Here is a 16,641-nt window from a genome sequence, read left to right on the forward strand (position 1 = left end):
ATTATGAAAGCAGTCTGTTGGCATGGTGCGAACGATGTTCGTGTCGATAATGTGCCTGATCCCACACTTTTGAACCCCAGAGATGCCATTCTCAAAGTTACAGCCACCACGATTTGCGGCTCAGATCTGCATATCTATGATGGCTATATTCCCTCCATGCAGCCCGGAGACATTATCGGGCATGAATTTATGGGGGAAATTGTCGAGACGGGACGCGAAGTCAGAAAATTGAAAAAAGGCGATCGCGTTGTTGTTTCTTCGATTATTGGCTGTGGTCAATGTCACTATTGCAGCCATCACCAATGGTCATTGTGCGATAACTCAAATCCCAATGGTGCTTTACAAGAGCCAATCTTTGGGTTTGGAACTGCGGGAATTTTTGGCTATTCGCATCTGTTCGGTGGCTATGCTGGCTCACAAGCGCAGTATGTTCGGATTCCCTTCGCCGATCATGGCTGTATCAAAGTACCGGATGGCATGACCGACGAGCAGGCTTTACCGATTTCTGATGCCTTCCCCACGGGATATATGGGCGCAGATATGTGTGACATTAAGCCTGGAGATGTCGTTGCGGTCTGGGGCTGTGGGCCAGTTGGATTGTTTGCGATTAAGAGCGCCTATTTACTAGGAGCAGAAAAAGTAATCGCTATCGATCGCTTTCCAGAACGGTTACTGATGGCGAAAACACAGTGTAATGCAGAAGTCATCAACTATGAAGAAGTTGATGCGGGAGATGCGCTCAAAGAAATGACAGGTGGACGTGGCCCCGATGCTTGTATCGATGCTGTCGGACTTGAGTCACATGGAACTGGAGTCATGGGTTTCTATGACGAAGTAAAACAGAGTGTTCGGCTTGAAACTGATCGACCTCACGTTCTGCGGCAAATGATTGTGGCTTGTAAGAAGGGCGGCGTGATTTCGGTGATGGGTGTCTATGCTGGCTTTGTCGATAAGATGCCGATGGGTGCTGCTTTTAATAAAGGTCTGACGTTCAAAATGGGTCAGATGCATGGACAGCGCTACATGCCGAAGCTGATTGATCATGTTCTCAAAGGTGAGATTGATCCAGCCTTTGTGTTTTCACATCACATGCCGCTGACTGAAGCAAAGCAAGCTTACGAAATGTTCAAGCATAAAACCGATAAGTGCATCAAAGTTCTCCTCAAACCATAATGATGAAATTACTTCAAAAATTCTTTTCTACGATCGTTCTTAGTCTTATTCTCTTCGTCGGCTTCTCGAATATTCCTGCTCACGCTGCTATTACGCCTGGAGAAGCAAAAGGTGTAATTCGCGATTCTGGCAGCATGATGGAAGCAGCAGAAAAGCTCCGAGAAGCAGATTCAACAGCAGAAGTTCGCCAACAGTATAAATTTGACGGCGAAAACAAGATTCATACGGCTCAAGATCCGATCGCGAAAACTCAAGACAAACTAAAAGGCGCAGTTGAGAATGTGAAAGAAAAGCTCAATCTAGATGAGCCTCTTCCACCTTCCACGAAAAAGTTTCTGGGCAAACGCGAAGAAATCGGCGAGTCGAACGGCAAAACCTTGGTGAGAGAAGAGCCAGGTTCTTATCAACGTAATCGCCAAACCCAAGTCTTTACTGAGGAAAAATAGATGAAAGCACTTTGCTGGCATGGCGCGCTTGATGTTCGAGTCGATAACGTGCCTGATCCGAAAATTCTTAATCCCAGAGATGCGATCGTCAAAATTACTTCAACAGCAATTTGTGGTTCTGACCTGCATATCTATGATGGTTTCATTCCAACAATGCAGTCGGGCGATATTCTCGGTCATGAATTCATGGGTGAGATTGTTGAAGTTGGGCCTTCGGTAAAGAATCTGAAAATTGGCGATCGTGTCGTTGTTCCGTTTACGATCGCTTGTGGAAGCTGCGAATTCTGCCATCGCGATTTATGGTCACTGTGCGATAACTCGAATCCTAATGCTTGGCTGATTGAACCGTTGTATGGTCATTCTCCGGCTGGATTGTTTGGCTATTCACATTTCTTTGGTGGATATGCAGGCGGACAAGCAGAATATGTGCGAGTTCCCTTTGCAGATACAGGACTTTTCAAAGTTCCATCTGAGCTAACCGATGAACAGGTCTTGTTCTTAACGGATATTTTTCCGACAGGCTACATGGCTGCGGAGCATTGTGATATCAAGCCCGGTCATGTTGTTGCGGTCTGGGGCTGTGGGCCAGTTGGGCAGTTTGCAATTAAGAGTGCTTTTCTACTCGGTGCAGAACGAGTGATTGCGATCGATCGTGTACCTGAGCGACTTGAACTTGCAAAACGCTACAGTGGCGCGGAAGTGCTCAACTATGAAGAAGTTGATGTAGGCGAAGCTGTCAAAGAACTGACGGGCGGGCGTGGCCCCGATTCAGTGATTGATGCTGTGGGCTTAGAAGCACATGGAACCAACATTGATTACTGGATGGATAAAGCGAAGCAAGCGGTGAGATTGGAAACCGATCGACCTACAGCATTGCGGCAAGTCATTGTTGCTTGTAGTAAAGGTGGAACTGTTTCTGTACCGGGTGTCTATGGAGGCTTCATCGATAAAATGCCGATGGGTGCTGCCTTTAATAAAGGGCTAACCTTTAAGATGGGCCAAACTCATGTGCATCGATATCTTCAGCCGTTAATCGATCGGATTCAACGCGGAGAGATTGATCCGTCGTTTGTGGTGACGCACACTCTACCTTTAGAGCAAGCCCCTCACGGTTATGAGATCTTCAAGAAGAAGCAGGATAACTGCATTAAGGTTGTGTTGAAGCCTTAACGTCGAACTGCTTAACGTCGAACTGCTGTGAACTGGTTGGATTCCCTCGTTCCTGCTAACAACAGGAATGAGGGAATCGTTTTAGGTATACTTCATACCAAGATGTAGCTAAGTCACAATCACGAACTTACCACTTGACAAGTCATAGCGTCCCCCAACAATTTTGAGTTTGCCTTCTTTGATCAAGCCAGCCAAGATAGTTGAACTCTCTGCCAGCCGCTCCGCCTGATATTGCACATTTGCGATAACTGCATTTTGCTGTAAGTCCCCCGTTTTCGCGACCACACGCGCAACAGCAGGCTTAATCTCTTCTACAAACGTACCTATGCGACCGGGTAAGGGGTCGCCTTTCGTGGCTGCTACGACTGCCCCACAACGGCTATGCCCCACGACTACAATGAGTTGCGAACCCAGTACAGCCGTAGAAAATTCTAAACTGCCGATCGCAGTTTGACTCGCCACATTTCCGGCAACGCGAACGACAAACAAATCTCCTAAGCCTTGGTCAAACACGATTTCAGCAGGCACTCGCGAATCTGCACAGCCCAAAATCGACGCGAAGGGGTATTGAGCAACAGCAGTTTCTTGCAGACGCAAGCGAGATTGATTCGGGTTTTGTCGCTTCCCTTCCATAAAGCGCTGATTCCCTTCGAGCAGTCGCTTTAGGGCAGCTTCCGGGCTAACAGGCTGAGGTTTGGTAGTAGGGTTTTGTGCTACTGCTGCTTCTGGATGCCACAGAAGTCCGCTGCTGGCAGCAACACCCATTCCGCCTAATCCGGCAAGTTGCAGAAATGATCGTCGTCCAATAAATCCGAGTCTTTGAGTCATTTGATCAACCTCAAGCTACTATCATCAATGCAATTTTCTCTATCGATAGCATTGATACAGGTGATGAGGAGACTATATCAGAATCACTGTTCACTTATTCAGCTAAGCCTGTCCATCCATACGAACTGGAGTTGAGGCTCAATCGAAGAGCAATTCCTCTGTAACGATCGCGAATTGAATCAGGTTGGCAAGCACTCTTAACGCTTTGCAAGCGAATGTGCTAGGAAAAAGCTCGGAGGTAGTTAATTCACGAGCTTAGTAAAGTTCGTACTTCATCAACTGACAAGGTAATGCACCATTGTAAACTGCAAATCTTTGCGACGATCGTAGTCCGATCGATTGAGCAAGCTCCTTATTTCCGCTCAGAACAAAGGCTGTCCAACCTTTGAAACGTTGCTTTAATACATTGCCTAAGCGTTTGTAGAATGCGCCTAAGTCGCTATCTCGACCTAAGCGCTCACCATAAGGTGGATTGCAAAACAGTACCCCACTATCTGCGGGTGCAGCAACGTCTTCTAGCTCGATCGTTGAAAAATAGACATGGTTTGATACCCCACAATTGGTCGCATTGACGATCGCTTGTTCAATTACTTCTGGATTGCGATCGCTGCCCCAAATTGGTGCAGGCAAACTTTCTCGCTGGCTCGCTTCTGCTGCTTTAATTAGCTCATCCAGTAAATTTAGATCAGCATCGAGCCAGGTTTCAAATCCAAATCGTTCACGAAATAGTCCTGGGGCAACATTCAGCGCTTTCAAACTTGCCTCTAAAGGCAACGTCCCAGACCCACAAAGCGGATCGTAAAACATTTGCTCTGGCTGCCATCCAGAGAGTTGGATCAATGCAGCAGCGAGTGATTCTTTTAGGGGAGCTGCACCAACAGCAGGGCGATATCCCCGACGATGTAAACTCTCACCCGAACTATCGAGGCTCACCGTACAAAGGTCACGATCGATGTGTACTGTAACTTGCACATCGGGTGATTGCAATTCGACATTAGAGCGATCGCTAAATCGATCTTGCTGCTGATCAACGATCGCGTTTTTGACCTGAAGCGCTGTGAAATGAGTATGGTTGAGCTGTTGATTTTTGCCTGTTGCCTTCACAGCTAAGGTCATATCGGGAGTTAGATACAATGACCAATCGATGGATTGCACTCCCCGATACAAGTCTTCCGAATCCTGACAGGGAAACTCATGTAACTTCATCAAAATCCGAAATGGTAATCTCGCCCAAAGGTTAACGCGATAGAGAAGATCACGATCGCCTGTGAATGAAACGCCACAAAATCCAGGCTCGATCGTTTTTGCTCCTAACTGCTCTAATTCTTGTGCAGCTAGGGATTCGAGTCCCCGCGCGACTGTTGCAAAATACTGATTCATCATTTAGAGCGCTTCTCTCACTAACTGTGCAGTTCGCTCTGCACTATCAATTATCGCGATCGACAATGCCTGCTGACTCATTGTTGCTAACCGAGCTGGATCATTCAATAGGTCAAGCACCGATTGCTGAAGTTGCTCGGCAGTCAATTCCGCTTGTCGAAACATCTCTGCTGCTCCTACGCGAACCATTACCATCGCATTAAAAGCTTGATGATCCTCTGCGGCAAATGGATAAGGAATTAGAATTGCAGGCGTTCCTGTGACTAACAACTCAGTCACAGTTCCGGCTCCCGATCGACTAATTGCTAAATCGGCTCGCTGAAACAATGCCGCCATATTTTGATAGAACGGCAACGCTAAATACTGCGGATGCTGCAAGCTTTTTACGTCTGGATCGTTTTCTCCAGTCAAATGCACGACCCAAGCGCCTTTCTCAAACCAAGCAGGAGCCGCTTCGCGCACGAGTTTATTCATCGCGACTGCACCTTGACTGCCTCCGACCACCACAATTAGCGGCACGCCAGAGGGAATCGGCAAATCTGGCAATTCTGGATTAGCAAGTGCTGCTCGAAACTGCGATCGTACAGGCGTTCCCACTACAACGGTTTTTGCTTTCCGTAATGATTTGGCTGCGACATCAAACCCGATCGCCACGACAGTACACCAAGGGGCAAAAAATCGCGTCACTTTGCCAGGTAAAGCATTCGATTCATGCAAAATCACAGGCAACCCTAAAGTTCGAGCCGCAATAATTGCAGGCGCAGAAATATAGCCTCCAGTTGTCACCACGCCTTCAAACTTTCCTCGCCGGATAATTTGGCGGACTTGACGAATCGAGTTGATCAAGCGAAATAGAATTTTCAGCGTCCCTAAGCCGAATTTTTGCTGAAAGCCTGCAACGGAGATTTTGTGCATCGGATAGCGATCGCCCACAAGTTGTGATTCTAGACGATCCGGAACTCCAAGCCATTCGATATGAAACTCTGGCAACTGTTCCGCAATTGCGATCGCAGGAAAAACATGTCCTCCTGTTCCACTAGCAGCAATCAGGAGACGGCGCGATTTAGGCTGATTTAACGAGGATTCCACGGCGAAATTAACAGAACACGAAGGGATTCTACCGCACTCTGGAAAGCATGACAGAAATTATTCTCAGTTCATGTTGGGAATTCGCCTCAGTCCTGAAAAACTTGCTCAATCTGGCAGTACTGTCTCTGCAAGCTCCATCGGTAATCCCACTAAAGATTTCACTCGCAGTTCCTGATAAAACTCATCCTGCGATAATTCCACTTTTGACTGTGCCGACAGCAGCAACAACGCCCAAAACACCCCAACCCGCTCATGATTTTCCGTATGATGCGGGTCAATTTTATTGTTCCGTTCCTGCACTGCGACCCAAAACTCTAAAACCAATTCAAAATCAATCCAGTCTTTGCCATGCGAGACTTCTGACCAGTGATCCGCAAAAAATTCCTCGATCGCAACTGCCATCTCAGACAGATTTTCTTCATGCGCCAAAGCGGCGATCGTTTTAACGGCTTCGGCACGCGGAACTTTCAGCCGTTTCGTCCGAGGTCGCGGCTCCTTCTCTTCTAATGCAACTGCAATAATTTGCAGTTGCTCAATCAATTCTTTCAGCGTGACGCGCCGTCGTTGTGGCGGTTGAGCAACCGCGCGACGACGAAGTTGCCGTTCCAAATTCAAGGGCAAAACCGTTTGCCCAACTGCCATTTCATCAAAAAACTCTTCTTCCGGGAACTCCGAAACCTCTGGCGTAATCTCGACCTGTGCCAGCGTATTCGCTTTCAGCAATAGCAACATCGAGGCATAGAGAAACGCTTGCCCCGATTGAGAAAGATTTGCCTCATAGAGTTCGCGTCCAGTCGCCGGAGCAAGCTCACTGAGAAAGCGATCAATCACATCAATTACCTTCACGTCCCACGGATCGATTTCACCGCGTTCAGCCAGATCAATTAAAAGTGATATCGCATCTTGAGCGAGAGAAACTGCCATAAAATAGCTTGGAAATTAGCGGATCTTAACGCGTGCGAAATAGACAGCAGCCAGAATAATCAAGGCTAATAGCGTCAATGGTACACAAAAACTCCACGGACGACTCGATAAAAGATTAATCTGGCTGACTGAGTTTGTCACGTCGATCGGCATTTCTCCAAAGTTCATAGTGGGGAGTGGGGAGATGTGGAGCAGCAACCATGATTTCAGATCTTCACCCTATTCCCCTATTCCCCCATTCCCCTACTGCGCATAAACCTCTGCATCTTGAACATTCGATGCCGCAGGCAATAGACGTTGCTGCTCTTCCAGTTCAGCCTTATACCGTTGGATATCGTCTTCGAGTTCATGAATCCGCTCGTCTCGAACGGTGACTTCTTTGCCGATTTCAACGGTATGTTGGACGTGCGACCAAACACTAAACACCCAAGCTAAAACTGCACCAATTCCGGCTGAGAGAATCAACTCGACCGATAAAGGGGCTTGAAACTGAATGTTTTTAACAATGTGAATCACGACAGGCTCGGTGTTTTCGATGCCGAATAACACCAAAGCTAAGCAGATGACAAAAATGATTACAAAATTTACTTGTCTCATCGTTTGATGCTCCGAATCACGCCGCTAGTTTAGCAAGATTCAGCAGAAACTAATTTGAAGAAAATCTAAGTAAATGATTAAACAGTTCTGCCCCCGCTGCACGATCGCGGTTACTCGATTTGAGTTTAAGCGGGTGGCAGTTCTTTCTCAGGGGGAATCACGATCGCTGAATTTCCCTGCACGATCGCATCAATGATGCCCTTAATCGTTCCTGCAATTGGAACTGCCACAATGATGCCTAACACTCCCGCCACCTGAAGTCCAATCAATAATGCAATAAAAATCCACAAAGGATTTAACCCCGTAAAATCCCCCATAATCTTGGGCGCAATCAGATTGTCTCGAATTTGCTGAAGCACGATCGCAGCGAATGCCACCTGGACGGCAAGCCAACCGCTCTGAAACGCTACCAATAACGTCACAAGACCAATTCCCAAGGTCGCACCGATAAATGGAATAATTTCCGCAACGCCGATGATCAGCGCAAACACTAACGTAAACGGCACTTTCAATGCGGTAAAGACTGGGATCACCGCTAACGCCATAAACAGCGCTAGGACAATTTGACTCAAGAAGAAGTTATGAAAATTTGTTCTCAGAGATCGACTCAATGGAACCGAAAACTTGGCTGGAATCAGATTTAAGAATCCAGTCCAAAGTTGTCCCCCGTACATCAACATATAAAACGCCAGCACAATCACCAGAACCGTATCGACTAAGCCTGTTACGGTTCCCAATGCCAGCCCTAAAGCTTGCGGGGCAATGTTTTGCAACTGGTTCTCAATCTGTGTACTCAGCCGTCCGCCAAATCCCTTAAGATCGATCGGATAATTTCGCGCCTTTGCCCAATTGTCCCAAAATTCTAAATTTGATTGGCTCAATTCTAACCAACCCGGAATTTTCCCCAAGAGTTGGGTGGTCTGGGTGAGCAAAATCGGCATCAAAGTTGTCGCCAAAATCGCCACAAGCGCGATCGTCATCACGATCACAATCACGATCGCTCCTTGCCGTTTAATCCGAAGTCTCTCAAAGGCTTGGACGGGATAATCGAGGAGAAACGCCAGAATTGCCGCGATCGTCAACACAGTAAATAGGTGATCAAAATATGACACGACCCATCCAAGCAGATAGACATTCAAGGCAATAATTGGACCACTGAGCCCAATCATCAACAAGCGCTGTAAATCGTGAGAAGGACGAGCCATATTGCCTTAACTCACTGTCACTGGCTGCTGTTTTTTGAAAAAGATTCCAGCCGCTACGATCGCCGCAATCACCAACGCTCCGATGCCCAATGGGTTAGGCATCCAAAATGCCGTTTCAATATGATTTTGTACACCCGGTTGAAGTGTCCAAATCAATTGTTTGCCGTTTCGACGAGCCGGAATCACCACCCCATTCTTTGTCCGGTTCAGACTCTGTGCGCCCCACGGAGCCTCGACGCTAAACTGCAAATCTAGCAATGAATTTGGACTAATTGGACTGTCTGTAGCAATTCCTAGCGATCGCAGATCGATATCATAAATCAATCGCGTCCGCTCCAAGACAATGAAATTTCCTTGCTGCACCACAAATTTAGAATCGATTTGTGGCAATTCCAGGGATTTCTTGCCGCGAACTTTTGCCGCAAGTTCTGTGCTGAAAAACTCGTTAAATTTCTTCTCTAAGTCCTGCCCGTTGCTAAATGGAATGGTGGCAATGATCTCATTACTGGAGACTTTGCGAATTTTGCCCTGCAATTTGCGAGTGCGTTGCTCAATATTGGCGAGCCAAGTTTGAGATGTCCCACTGGTCAATAAGCGATCGTCAAGCTGAATTTTTTGGACGATCGCGCCCCCATTTGGACTATCAAACTGCACCCCGACATCGTATTTGACACAGCCGGACGTGATCAGACAAACGATACACAAAACGATGAAATGTTTGAGCAAGCGAGCGAGTTTAGCAATCATATCGGGGGCGATTCAGTCAGTGTCTTCTATGATGTACCACGATGCGAGGTATAAATCCCTAACTTAGCCAAACTAAACCTGCAATAATTGCGATCGCGGCGATTAATGCTACCCAAATAAAAGCGTTGTCTTGGGTATTCACTTGGCTAAGATCAACTTCTTCCGGCACAATCGGTTTTTTCGGCTCCACTCGTCTGGTTGGCTTTGTTGGCGCAAATTTAGACCGTCCAAAATCGCGATCGGATTCATTTTCATCGATTCCTTCTAAATTCGGAATTTCGGTGAGCCATTCCGGTCGCGTCTTTAATCGTGGCGCTTCTAGAATGTAGAGCAAGCGTTTGCCCTGCTTACGGGTGGTCAAATCTGGATGTTGGCAAGCTTTGCGACACAGGGTAATTGCTTCAGTTCTCTGCCCTGCTGCTTCGTAAGCGGTCACTAACCAAATTTGCATCTCGCCACCGAGTTTAGACCCCGGTTCGACCAGCGCATTCGATCGCTCTAAAGCGGTGACTGCTTGCCGATAATCTCCCCGCTCAAAAGCTGCTTTTCCTGCTTGATATTCCCGTTGTGCAAGCTCTTTCTGTTCTGTTGTCATGCCGAAAATTGAACCATTCGCCTTCTCTCAGGGTATCGAAAATTTAAGACCTCTGTTTCGCTTTCAATTCGTGGGGAAGCTCTGAATCTTGCGTATAAGCGCGAATTTCGTTGGTTTCTCCCCAAGCTGTCCAAGCTTCTAGGGTTCTCGCTGCCCCGAGTTTTTCGCCTTTTTGATCGAACAGTTCTACCCAGCCATCGTTGCCATCGGTACTAACGGTGACTGCAAACACTTCTTGATTTTGAAGTTTCTCGATCGTGGCTGTGACCGATCCCCAATCTGCGGCTTCGACTTCTTCGACGTAGTAATCATAAGCATTGAGAACAGGTTTAGGAACCATCGATCGTTCTTCTTCATCGGTCAAATTCAAAGTGATCGAAGGGTTCGCCTGAAAAGACTGTGCGCCATCTGCCTGCGCTTGATAGTCATTTGCAACCTTATTTGTCCAAATTTCTCGAACAGTTTCAGCCCACTCACTCATAATAAGTCCGCCTAAATTCCTAAAGATAGGATATCGTTTACAGCCTCAAGCAACTTCAATAAACTCTAATCATGCAATGATAGGATATAGAACATATCAACTAATTTTGGCGTAATGACGCAACAATCCTCTGAAAATACAGATTACGATAATCCTTGGAAAACCTTTATCGAACTGTATTTTCGAGAGTTTCTAGCCTTCTTTTTCCCAACGATTGAGGCAGATGTTGACTGGTCAAAGCCGGTTCGCTTTCTAGATAAAGAATTACAGAAAATCGTCAGAGATGCAGAGATTCCCAAACGCTATGCCGATAAATTAGTCGAAGTTCACCGTCTGCGGGGTGAGAGAACCTTAGTGATTTGTCACATTGAAGTGCAAAGTCAAGAGGAGCGCGATTTCGCCGCCAGGATGTACAGCTACAACTATCGATTGCGCGATCGCTATAATTGCCCTGTTGTCAGCTTAGCCATTCTGGGTGATGACCGCCCGAATTGGCGACCCAGCAGGTTTTATGACGAATTGTGGGGCTGTGCCACTCATTTTGAGTTTCCAATCGTGAAGCTATCAGACTATCAATCTCAATGGACAGAATTAGAAGCCATTCAAAATCCTTTTGCTGTCGTCGCGATGGCTCATCTAAAGACCAAGGAAACGCACAATCAGCCACTTGAGCGCAAGCGCTGGCGGTATCATCTGACGACAATGCTTTACGATCGTGGCTATAGTGAGCAAGATATACTAGAGCTACACAACTTTTTAGACTGGCTGATGAATTTGCCTGAAGAGTTAGAGCGCCAGTTACAGGCTGAGTTAGAAACTTTTGAGGAGGCTAGACGGATGAAGTATGTGTCATCACTAGAGCGGAGAGCAAAATTGGAAGAAAAGCAGGCGATCGCTCTCAATATGCTTCGTAGAAATCTCGATATGGAACTCATTGCTGAAGTGACTGGCTTGACGATCGCTGAAATTCAAATCCTTCAATCTCAGCAACAGCAAGATTAATTGCTATCCTCAAACAAAAAAGAGGTGCAGACTCACTACACCTCTCTTCAGAAAAGTTGGAGAACAATTTACCACTTGAGTAAATTGAATTGTTCCATATCGACCGTATCGCGGTTCCGATAGATCGCCAGCACGATCGCTAACCCAACTGCCGCTTCTGCAGCCGCGATCGTAATCACGAAAATCGTAAACATCTGACCTTTGATCTCTTGCGGATCAAGATAGTTAGAAAACGCCATCAAATTCAAATTCACAGCGTTCAGCATCAATTCGATCGACATCAGGACTCGAACCGCATTTCGGCTCGTCACCAGACCATATACGCCAATGCAGAACAACGCGGCTGCAATGAGTAAGAAATATTGAAGTTGCATCGTTCAAAGTCCTTAGTTTTCAGGGTTGTTCTGTCCAGCGGGAACCAACTCACGCGGACGCTCTGGCAAAGTTAAAGCGGTATCCGCCTCATCCTCATCCGGCAGAAACTCACGACGCGCCAGCACGATCGCGCCAACTAATGCCATCAGCAACAAAATCGATGCCAATTCAAACGGCAAGAGGAAATCGGTGAAGAAATGCAGCCCGATCGTAATAATCGAACTCTCCACCGGAACCGCTGTTGAAATCGCCCAAGGAGTCGTCAACACCATTGCGCTCAACAGCGCAAAGATTCCAGCACAGACGAGTGCAGTTGCAGCCCGACGAATCCAAGACTTCGCGATCGGCTGAAATGCCTCACGCTTGTTCACCAACATAATCGCAAACAAAATCAAGACGTTGACTGCCCCGACGTAAATCAAAACTTGCGCCGCTGCCACGAAGTCTGCATTCAGCAGCAAATATAATCCCGCAATGCTAATGAAAACGCCGCCTAAAAGAAAGGCAGAATAAACCACATTTTCCAGTAAAACGACCCCGATCGCAGATCCAATCATCATGGCTGCCAGGATCGCGAACGATACAATTTGAACACCTTCCGCTAAATTCACGGTCTCTCTCCCTAAATACCAAGTGGGGCAGTCACGCCCCAACTAACACCTATTGCTGCGATTGTTCAACAATCTCTTCAGGACGTAAGCCAGCCCGACGCGAACCAGCAGGTAGATCATGTGGATCGATCGCACCCTTCGGTAAGTATGCAAACTCACGCAACGGAGTCACCATCGGATCATTCGTCACTTTGTACGGCAGACGACCCAGTGCCACATTGTCGTAGTTCAGTTCATGTCGATCGTAGGTAGACAGCTCATATTCTTCTGTCATGGATAAACAATTCGTGGGGCAATATTCCACGCAGTTTCCACAGAAAATACAAACGCCGAAATCAATACTGTAATGATTGAGTTTCTTTTTCTTGGTTTCTTTGTTGAATTCCCAATCTACGACAGGCAAGTTGATCGGGCAAACCCGCACACAGACTTCGCAAGCAATACACTTGTCAAATTCAAAGTGAATCCGTCCCCGGAAGCGCTCAGAAAGAATCAGCTTTTCGTAAGGATACTGAACGGTGATAGGGCGACGGCGCATGTGGTCAAAGGTCACAGACAAGCCTTGACCGATATACTTGCCTGCTTGGATCGCCTCTTTCGTGTAATCACCGACTTGTTTGAGAAATTTCATCATGATGGGTGTTCTCCAGTTCGAGAGGATTAGCCGCCAAACGCGACCGGGAATGCCAGTTTCAAACCTGCGGTGATCAGCAAGTTGACAAGCGAGACGGGAAGTAGAAACTTCCAGCCGAGGTCGAGCAGTTGGTCAATCCGCACACGGGGCACAGTCCAACGCATCAAAATCGCCAGGAAGATCAAGAAATAAGCCTTCAAGAGCGTCATTCCAATGCCGATTGTGGCGAAAATCAACTGCAACCAAGGAGTCGATTCGGGCACGCCAATCAGTCCGGAGATGACACTTAGCGAAATTGGGAATTCCCAACCACCCAGGTAAAGGACAGCAAACAGCAAGGCTGAGAGCGTCAAGTTCACATAAGACCCGAGATAGAACAGGGCAAACTTCATGCCTGAATATTCAGTCTGATACCCTGCAACGAGTTCTTCTTCCGCTTCTGGTAAGTCAAAGGGAATCCGCTCACATTCTGCCAGAGCCGCAATCCAGAAAATAATAAATCCAACCGGTTGTCGCCAAATATTCCAGCCCAGAATTCCGTAGCCCGCTTGCTGATTGACGATATCAACCGTACTCAGCGAGTTCGACATCATGACAACGGCTAAAACTGATAGTGCCAGCGGCAGTTCATAGCTAATCGACTGAGCCGCAGCCCGCAATCCACCCAGCAGCGAGTATTTGTTATTCGAGGCATAGCCCGACATCAAAAGCCCGATCGGCACAACGCTCGATAAGGCAATCCAAAGGAAGATTCCCAGCCCGACATCGGTGATTTGAAGGTTTTGTCCAAACGGCAGAATCAAGTAGGACAAAAAGACGGGAATAACCACGATCGCGGGACCTAGGGTAAAGAGCAGCTTATCTGCTTTCGCCGGAACCACATCTTCTTTCAATACGAGTTTTAAGCCATCCGCAAGCGGGGCGAGAACGCCGAGCGGTCCGATGAATTCAGGACCAATCCGCTGTTGCGCGGCGGCTGAGATTTTCCGTTCTAGCCACACCACAACCAGAACGCTGACCGTCGCTGCAACCAGCATGATCAGCATCGGCAATGGCATCCAGAGGGCTTTTGCTGCCCCGGCGGGGATGCCAAGGCTCTGCACAGTTTCAATAAAGGTTCCTTGAAGGTCAATTCCTGGGTTCATGGTTCCCAACGCAGTAAGAAGGCAGCGTTGAGAGGAGTAGATCTTCTCGACATGAAGATTTATCGATGCTCTCAACGTCTTTCAGTATAGCGGTCGGACTGGGTGCGAAACGTATCGAACTACTGAATTTCTGCCGATTTGAGCCATCAAAGTATCTGATGCAGCGGATTGAGTAAATTGAATGGTTCAGCCGATAAGGCCTGCTAATACTCTATATTGTCTAGGAAATTATCCCTAGTCAGAATTTGTAAAAATAAAAGAAACCCCCAGAAGCAAGATTCCTGAGGGCTGGAGTTCCTGAAAATCGTCACGTTGTTATAGTTGCAAGGGATTGGGGAATCTGCAAGAGGGGTCTAACCCATCATCGAAATTACGCAATCTTTATCCTCGTTTCTCGATCGTGGTGTAAGGCTGCCCATGTAGCCCCGTGTAAATCTGCGTCGGACGGAAGATCCGGTTTTCTGCAAGCTGCTCTTTCCAATGCGCTAACCAGCCTGCAGCGCGGGAAATTGCAAACACAGGCGTAAACAGATCGGTGGGAATGCCCAACTTGCGATACACCAGTCCCGAGTAAAAATCGACATTCGGGTAAATCCCCTTATGACCGAGTTTTTCTTCGACCGCTTTCTCCAATTCGACTGCGATATCGTAATACTTGTCTTGCCCAAATTTGTCGAAGAGTTGTTCAGCTAACTGTTGCAGAATGATCGCTCTTGGATCTTTCACCTTGTAAACCCGGTGCCCAAATCCCATGATCCGATCTTTGCGCTCCAACCGATCTTGTAAGAATGGGCGGACATTCTCAACCGATCCGATTTCTTCCAGCATCAAAATGACTTCCTCGCTGGCTCCTCCATGCAACGGCCCTGCCAGCGTTCCCACGGCTGAAGCAATCACTGCATAAGGATCAGTGAGCGTCGAAGCAGTCACCATTGCTGAGAAGGTAGAGGCATTGATCGTGTGTTCAGCATGCAAAGTCAAGCTGATATCGAAAATGCGAGCGGCGAAGGGATCTGGCTCTTGCTCATTCAACATGTAAAGAAAGTTTGCAGCATACCCCAAATCATCTCGAGGCTGAACGGGGTCATTCCCTTTCCGCATCAGTTGAAATGCTGCGACCATCGTTGGAATCTTTGCCAGGATTCGCACGACAGCTTCTCGGATGTAGGTCGGATCGTCGAGTGCCCGTTTCGAGTAGAACAAACCCAACGCCGCAGCACAGGCTTGCAGAGCATCCATGGGATGCCCCGACTCCGGAAAACACTTCATCATGTCGCGAATTCTGTACTTTAAGCGACGATGAAACTGAATTTCATGCTCAAACTCTGCCAAAGTGTCACGGTTTGGCAATTCGTTCCAAATCAGAAGATACGCAGTTTCTAAAAAGGTATTCTGCTCTTGCATCGCGAGATCCTGAATCGGAATGCCGCGATACTCCAGAATTCCTTTCTGCCCATCCACAAAGCTAATGCTGGACTGAGTTGCAGGAATGCCCTCTAGACCTGCCCTAAATTCGACAGTCATGTTTACGGTATGGCTAATTAAGACTCACAAGTTAACTTACCAGATCTCCTGGCAAGCTTTGTCCAGAACAAACCTGTTCAGAATTTTTTAACAGTTTTCCTCACCTACTGAAATAGCACAGTTTGGTGTTAAAGATTACAAATTTGAGATATGAATCTGTAAACAATTGCGGTTTTTTATAAAAGCTAATACTATCGAGTTAGAAAGCTTTACATCTTGACGAAATTGCATCTACCACCTTGCCAACTGACTCTCTTCCCAAACTGGTTTCTGACTGGAGGGAGTCGATTGGCGATTTTTTATATTCGATCGTAAGGAGTTTTATGCCTCATAACCATGCTCGTAAACAACGTGAAACGGCTCATCATAAAGAACATCGCTCTAACAATTCTCGATTCCGTGAAGACGCTCCGAAGACCATGTTGACTCGCCTCATTGAGCAAGATGCCCCGCTCTTTTCTCACAGTCAACTGGTGTTAATGTACGGATTCTTTCAGGCTGAAATGTCTGCTGAAGCGAACCTTGGTGTTGCTTCCTGGATAAAAGATTGCATTCGACAATATGGACTTCCAAGTCTGGTTCGATTTGATTCTCATCGACGTGCCCAAATCTTCCGACGAGATCAATTTCAACCTTGGATTGAACCTTTGATGGATCAAGCGTGTTAGATTTTCCACGGGTTAGCTTTTCCGATTGTTAGCATCATCCGCTTGGG

General features: G+C 47.1%; 20 protein-coding genes. 5 read left to right on the top strand and 15 right to left on the bottom strand.

Going from position 1 to position 16,641, the window contains the following annotated elements; translation table 11 throughout:
* Positions 1 to 3 precede the first annotated feature (3 nt).
* From J0L70_RS15590 to J0L70_RS15600, 3 genes are read left to right on the top strand one after another with little or no spacing between them, the layout of a single operon-like run.
* Positions 4 to 1,173: a zinc-dependent alcohol dehydrogenase gene (locus tag J0L70_RS15590; protein ID WP_287455206.1), complete on the top strand. Its 1,170-nt coding sequence runs from the start codon at positions 4 to 6 to the stop codon at positions 1,171 to 1,173.
* On the top strand, positions 1,173 to 1,619 hold the full coding sequence (locus J0L70_RS15595; RefSeq protein WP_287455207.1) for a hypothetical protein: 447 nt from the start codon (positions 1,173 to 1,175) through the stop codon (positions 1,617 to 1,619). The genes J0L70_RS15590 and J0L70_RS15595 overlap by 1 nt, the downstream gene beginning before the upstream one ends.
* The gene (locus tag J0L70_RS15600) at positions 1,620 to 2,789 is read left to right on the top strand and encodes a zinc-dependent alcohol dehydrogenase (RefSeq protein WP_017286570.1); all 1,170 of its coding nucleotides are present in this window, start codon (positions 1,620 to 1,622) and stop codon (positions 2,787 to 2,789) included.
* A gap of 108 nt (positions 2,790 to 2,897) precedes the next feature.
* Here the strand turns inward: J0L70_RS15600 and J0L70_RS15605 are convergent, their stop codons facing one another.
* From J0L70_RS15605 to J0L70_RS15650, 10 genes are all read right to left on the bottom strand, one after another.
* Positions 2,898 to 3,617: a carbonic anhydrase gene (locus J0L70_RS15605; protein WP_287455208.1), complete on the bottom strand. Its 720-nt coding sequence runs from the start codon at positions 3,615 to 3,617 to the stop codon at positions 2,898 to 2,900.
* Between the two features lie 255 nt (positions 3,618 to 3,872).
* The gene (locus tag J0L70_RS15610; RefSeq protein WP_326498301.1) at positions 3,873 to 5,000 is read right to left on the bottom strand and encodes a THUMP domain-containing class I SAM-dependent RNA methyltransferase; all 1,128 of its coding nucleotides are present in this window, start codon (positions 4,998 to 5,000) and stop codon (positions 3,873 to 3,875) included.
* Entirely contained in the window at positions 5,001 to 6,086 is a 1,086-nt protein-coding gene (gene murG / locus J0L70_RS15615) for an undecaprenyldiphospho-muramoylpentapeptide beta-N-acetylglucosaminyltransferase (protein WP_190653590.1), read from the bottom strand.
* A 105-nt stretch (positions 6,087 to 6,191) separates the two neighbouring features.
* Positions 6,192 to 7,010, bottom strand: coding sequence for a segregation/condensation protein A (locus J0L70_RS15620; protein WP_017286566.1), 819 nt, complete (start codon positions 7,008 to 7,010; stop codon positions 6,192 to 6,194).
* Positions 7,011 to 7,025: 15 nt separating this feature from the next.
* Entirely contained in the window at positions 7,026 to 7,178 is a 153-nt protein-coding gene (locus J0L70_RS15625; RefSeq protein WP_154660823.1) for a hypothetical protein, read from the bottom strand.
* A gap of 75 nt (positions 7,179 to 7,253) precedes the next feature.
* Positions 7,254 to 7,607 carry a LapA family protein gene (locus J0L70_RS15630; RefSeq protein ID WP_017286565.1) on the bottom strand — a complete coding sequence of 118 codons (354 nt, stop codon included), beginning with the start codon at positions 7,605 to 7,607 and terminating at the stop codon, positions 7,254 to 7,256.
* Positions 7,608 to 7,732: 125 nt separating this feature from the next.
* Positions 7,733 to 8,812 carry an AI-2E family transporter gene (locus tag J0L70_RS15635; RefSeq protein ID WP_017286564.1) on the bottom strand — a complete coding sequence of 360 codons (1,080 nt, stop codon included), beginning with the start codon at positions 8,810 to 8,812 and terminating at the stop codon, positions 7,733 to 7,735.
* Between the two features lie 6 nt (positions 8,813 to 8,818).
* On the bottom strand, positions 8,819 to 9,559 hold the full coding sequence (locus J0L70_RS15640; RefSeq protein WP_287455209.1) for a DUF3153 domain-containing protein: 741 nt from the start codon (positions 9,557 to 9,559) through the stop codon (positions 8,819 to 8,821).
* A gap of 58 nt (positions 9,560 to 9,617) precedes the next feature.
* Positions 9,618 to 10,154, bottom strand: a complete 537-nt coding sequence (locus J0L70_RS15645) for a tol-pal system YbgF family protein (RefSeq protein WP_017286562.1) — start codon at positions 10,152 to 10,154, stop codon at positions 9,618 to 9,620.
* A gap of 43 nt (positions 10,155 to 10,197) precedes the next feature.
* Positions 10,198 to 10,635, bottom strand: coding sequence for a hypothetical protein (locus J0L70_RS15650; protein ID WP_017286561.1), 438 nt, complete (start codon positions 10,633 to 10,635; stop codon positions 10,198 to 10,200).
* Positions 10,636 to 10,749: 114 nt separating this feature from the next.
* Here J0L70_RS15650 and J0L70_RS15655 point away from each other — a divergent pair, with 114 nt between their 5' ends.
* Positions 10,750 to 11,637, top strand: a complete 888-nt coding sequence (locus J0L70_RS15655) for an RpnC/YadD family protein (protein WP_287455210.1) — start codon at positions 10,750 to 10,752, stop codon at positions 11,635 to 11,637.
* 68 nt (positions 11,638 to 11,705) lie between these two features.
* Here the strand turns inward: J0L70_RS15655 and nuoK are convergent, their stop codons facing one another.
* The 5 genes from nuoK to J0L70_RS15680 all read right to left on the bottom strand — a co-directional run bounded on the left by nuoK (position 11,706) and on the right by J0L70_RS15680 (position 15,926).
* Positions 11,706 to 12,011 (bottom strand): NADH-quinone oxidoreductase subunit NuoK, encoded by a 306-nt coding sequence (gene nuoK, locus J0L70_RS15660; protein ID WP_017286559.1) that lies wholly within the window; start codon positions 12,009 to 12,011, stop codon positions 11,706 to 11,708.
* Positions 12,012 to 12,023: 12 nt separating this feature from the next.
* The gene (locus J0L70_RS15665) at positions 12,024 to 12,623 is read right to left on the bottom strand and encodes an NADH-quinone oxidoreductase subunit J (RefSeq protein WP_287455211.1); all 600 of its coding nucleotides are present in this window, start codon (positions 12,621 to 12,623) and stop codon (positions 12,024 to 12,026) included.
* A gap of 49 nt (positions 12,624 to 12,672) precedes the next feature.
* On the bottom strand, positions 12,673 to 13,254 hold the full coding sequence (ndhI, locus tag J0L70_RS15670) for an NAD(P)H-quinone oxidoreductase subunit I (protein WP_197693408.1): 582 nt from the start codon (positions 13,252 to 13,254) through the stop codon (positions 12,673 to 12,675).
* Between the two features lie 29 nt (positions 13,255 to 13,283).
* Complete coding sequence (gene nuoH, locus J0L70_RS15675) at positions 13,284 to 14,402, bottom strand: NADH-quinone oxidoreductase subunit NuoH (RefSeq protein ID WP_017286556.1); 1,119 nt, start codon at positions 14,400 to 14,402, stop codon at positions 13,284 to 13,286.
* A gap of 381 nt (positions 14,403 to 14,783) precedes the next feature.
* Entirely contained in the window at positions 14,784 to 15,926 is a 1,143-nt protein-coding gene (locus tag J0L70_RS15680) for a citrate synthase (protein ID WP_017286555.1), read from the bottom strand.
* 323 nt (positions 15,927 to 16,249) lie between these two features.
* On the opposite strand from J0L70_RS15680, the gene J0L70_RS15685 reads away from it, so the two are divergent.
* The gene (locus J0L70_RS15685; protein ID WP_017286554.1) at positions 16,250 to 16,594 is read left to right on the top strand and encodes a hypothetical protein; all 345 of its coding nucleotides are present in this window, start codon (positions 16,250 to 16,252) and stop codon (positions 16,592 to 16,594) included.
* Positions 16,595 to 16,641: the final 47 nt, after the last annotated feature.

The sequence above is a fragment of the Leptolyngbya sp. UWPOB_LEPTO1 genome (assembly GCF_017302695.1).
Taxonomy (GTDB): Bacteria; Cyanobacteriota; Cyanobacteriia; order Leptolyngbyales; family Leptolyngbyaceae; genus Leptolyngbya; species Leptolyngbya boryana.

Bases quoted from the DNA above. Each gene is read 5' to 3' on its own strand.
- J0L70_RS15590 (WP_287455206.1), top strand. From the start codon at position 4: ATGAAAGCAGTCTGTTGGCATGGTGCGAACGATGTTCGTGTCGATAAT.
- J0L70_RS15595 (WP_287455207.1), top strand. From the start codon at position 1,173: ATGATGAAATTACTTCAAAAATTCTTTTCTACGATCGTTCTTAGTCTT.
- J0L70_RS15600 (WP_017286570.1), top strand. From the start codon at position 1,620: ATGAAAGCACTTTGCTGGCATGGCGCGCTTGATGTTCGAGTCGATAAC.
- J0L70_RS15605 (WP_287455208.1), bottom strand. From the start codon at position 3,617: ATGACTCAAAGACTCGGATTTATTGGACGACGATCATTTCTGCAACTT.
- J0L70_RS15610 (WP_326498301.1), bottom strand. From the start codon at position 5,000: ATGATGAATCAGTATTTTGCAACAGTCGCGCGGGGACTCGAATCCCTA.
- J0L70_RS15620 (WP_017286566.1), bottom strand. From the start codon at position 7,010: ATGGCAGTTTCTCTCGCTCAAGATGCGATATCACTTTTAATTGATCTG.
- J0L70_RS15625 (WP_154660823.1), bottom strand. From the start codon at position 7,178: ATGAACTTTGGAGAAATGCCGATCGACGTGACAAACTCAGTCAGCCAG.
- J0L70_RS15630 (WP_017286565.1), bottom strand. From the start codon at position 7,607: ATGAGACAAGTAAATTTTGTAATCATTTTTGTCATCTGCTTAGCTTTG.
- J0L70_RS15635 (WP_017286564.1), bottom strand. From the start codon at position 8,812: ATGGCTCGTCCTTCTCACGATTTACAGCGCTTGTTGATGATTGGGCTC.
- J0L70_RS15640 (WP_287455209.1), bottom strand. From the start codon at position 9,559: ATGATTGCTAAACTCGCTCGCTTGCTCAAACATTTCATCGTTTTGTGT.
- J0L70_RS15645 (WP_017286562.1), bottom strand. From the start codon at position 10,154: ATGACAACAGAACAGAAAGAGCTTGCACAACGGGAATATCAAGCAGGA.
- J0L70_RS15650 (WP_017286561.1), bottom strand. From the start codon at position 10,635: ATGAGTGAGTGGGCTGAAACTGTTCGAGAAATTTGGACAAATAAGGTT.
- J0L70_RS15655 (WP_287455210.1), top strand. From the start codon at position 10,750: ATGACGCAACAATCCTCTGAAAATACAGATTACGATAATCCTTGGAAA.
- nuoK (WP_017286559.1), bottom strand. From the start codon at position 12,011: ATGCAACTTCAATATTTCTTACTCATTGCAGCCGCGTTGTTCTGCATT.
- ndhI (WP_197693408.1), bottom strand. From the start codon at position 13,254: ATGAAATTTCTCAAACAAGTCGGTGATTACACGAAAGAGGCGATCCAA.
- nuoH (WP_017286556.1), bottom strand. From the start codon at position 14,402: ATGAACCCAGGAATTGACCTTCAAGGAACCTTTATTGAAACTGTGCAG.
- J0L70_RS15680 (WP_017286555.1), bottom strand. From the start codon at position 15,926: ATGACTGTCGAATTTAGGGCAGGTCTAGAGGGCATTCCTGCAACTCAG.
- J0L70_RS15685 (WP_017286554.1), top strand. From the start codon at position 16,250: ATGCCTCATAACCATGCTCGTAAACAACGTGAAACGGCTCATCATAAA.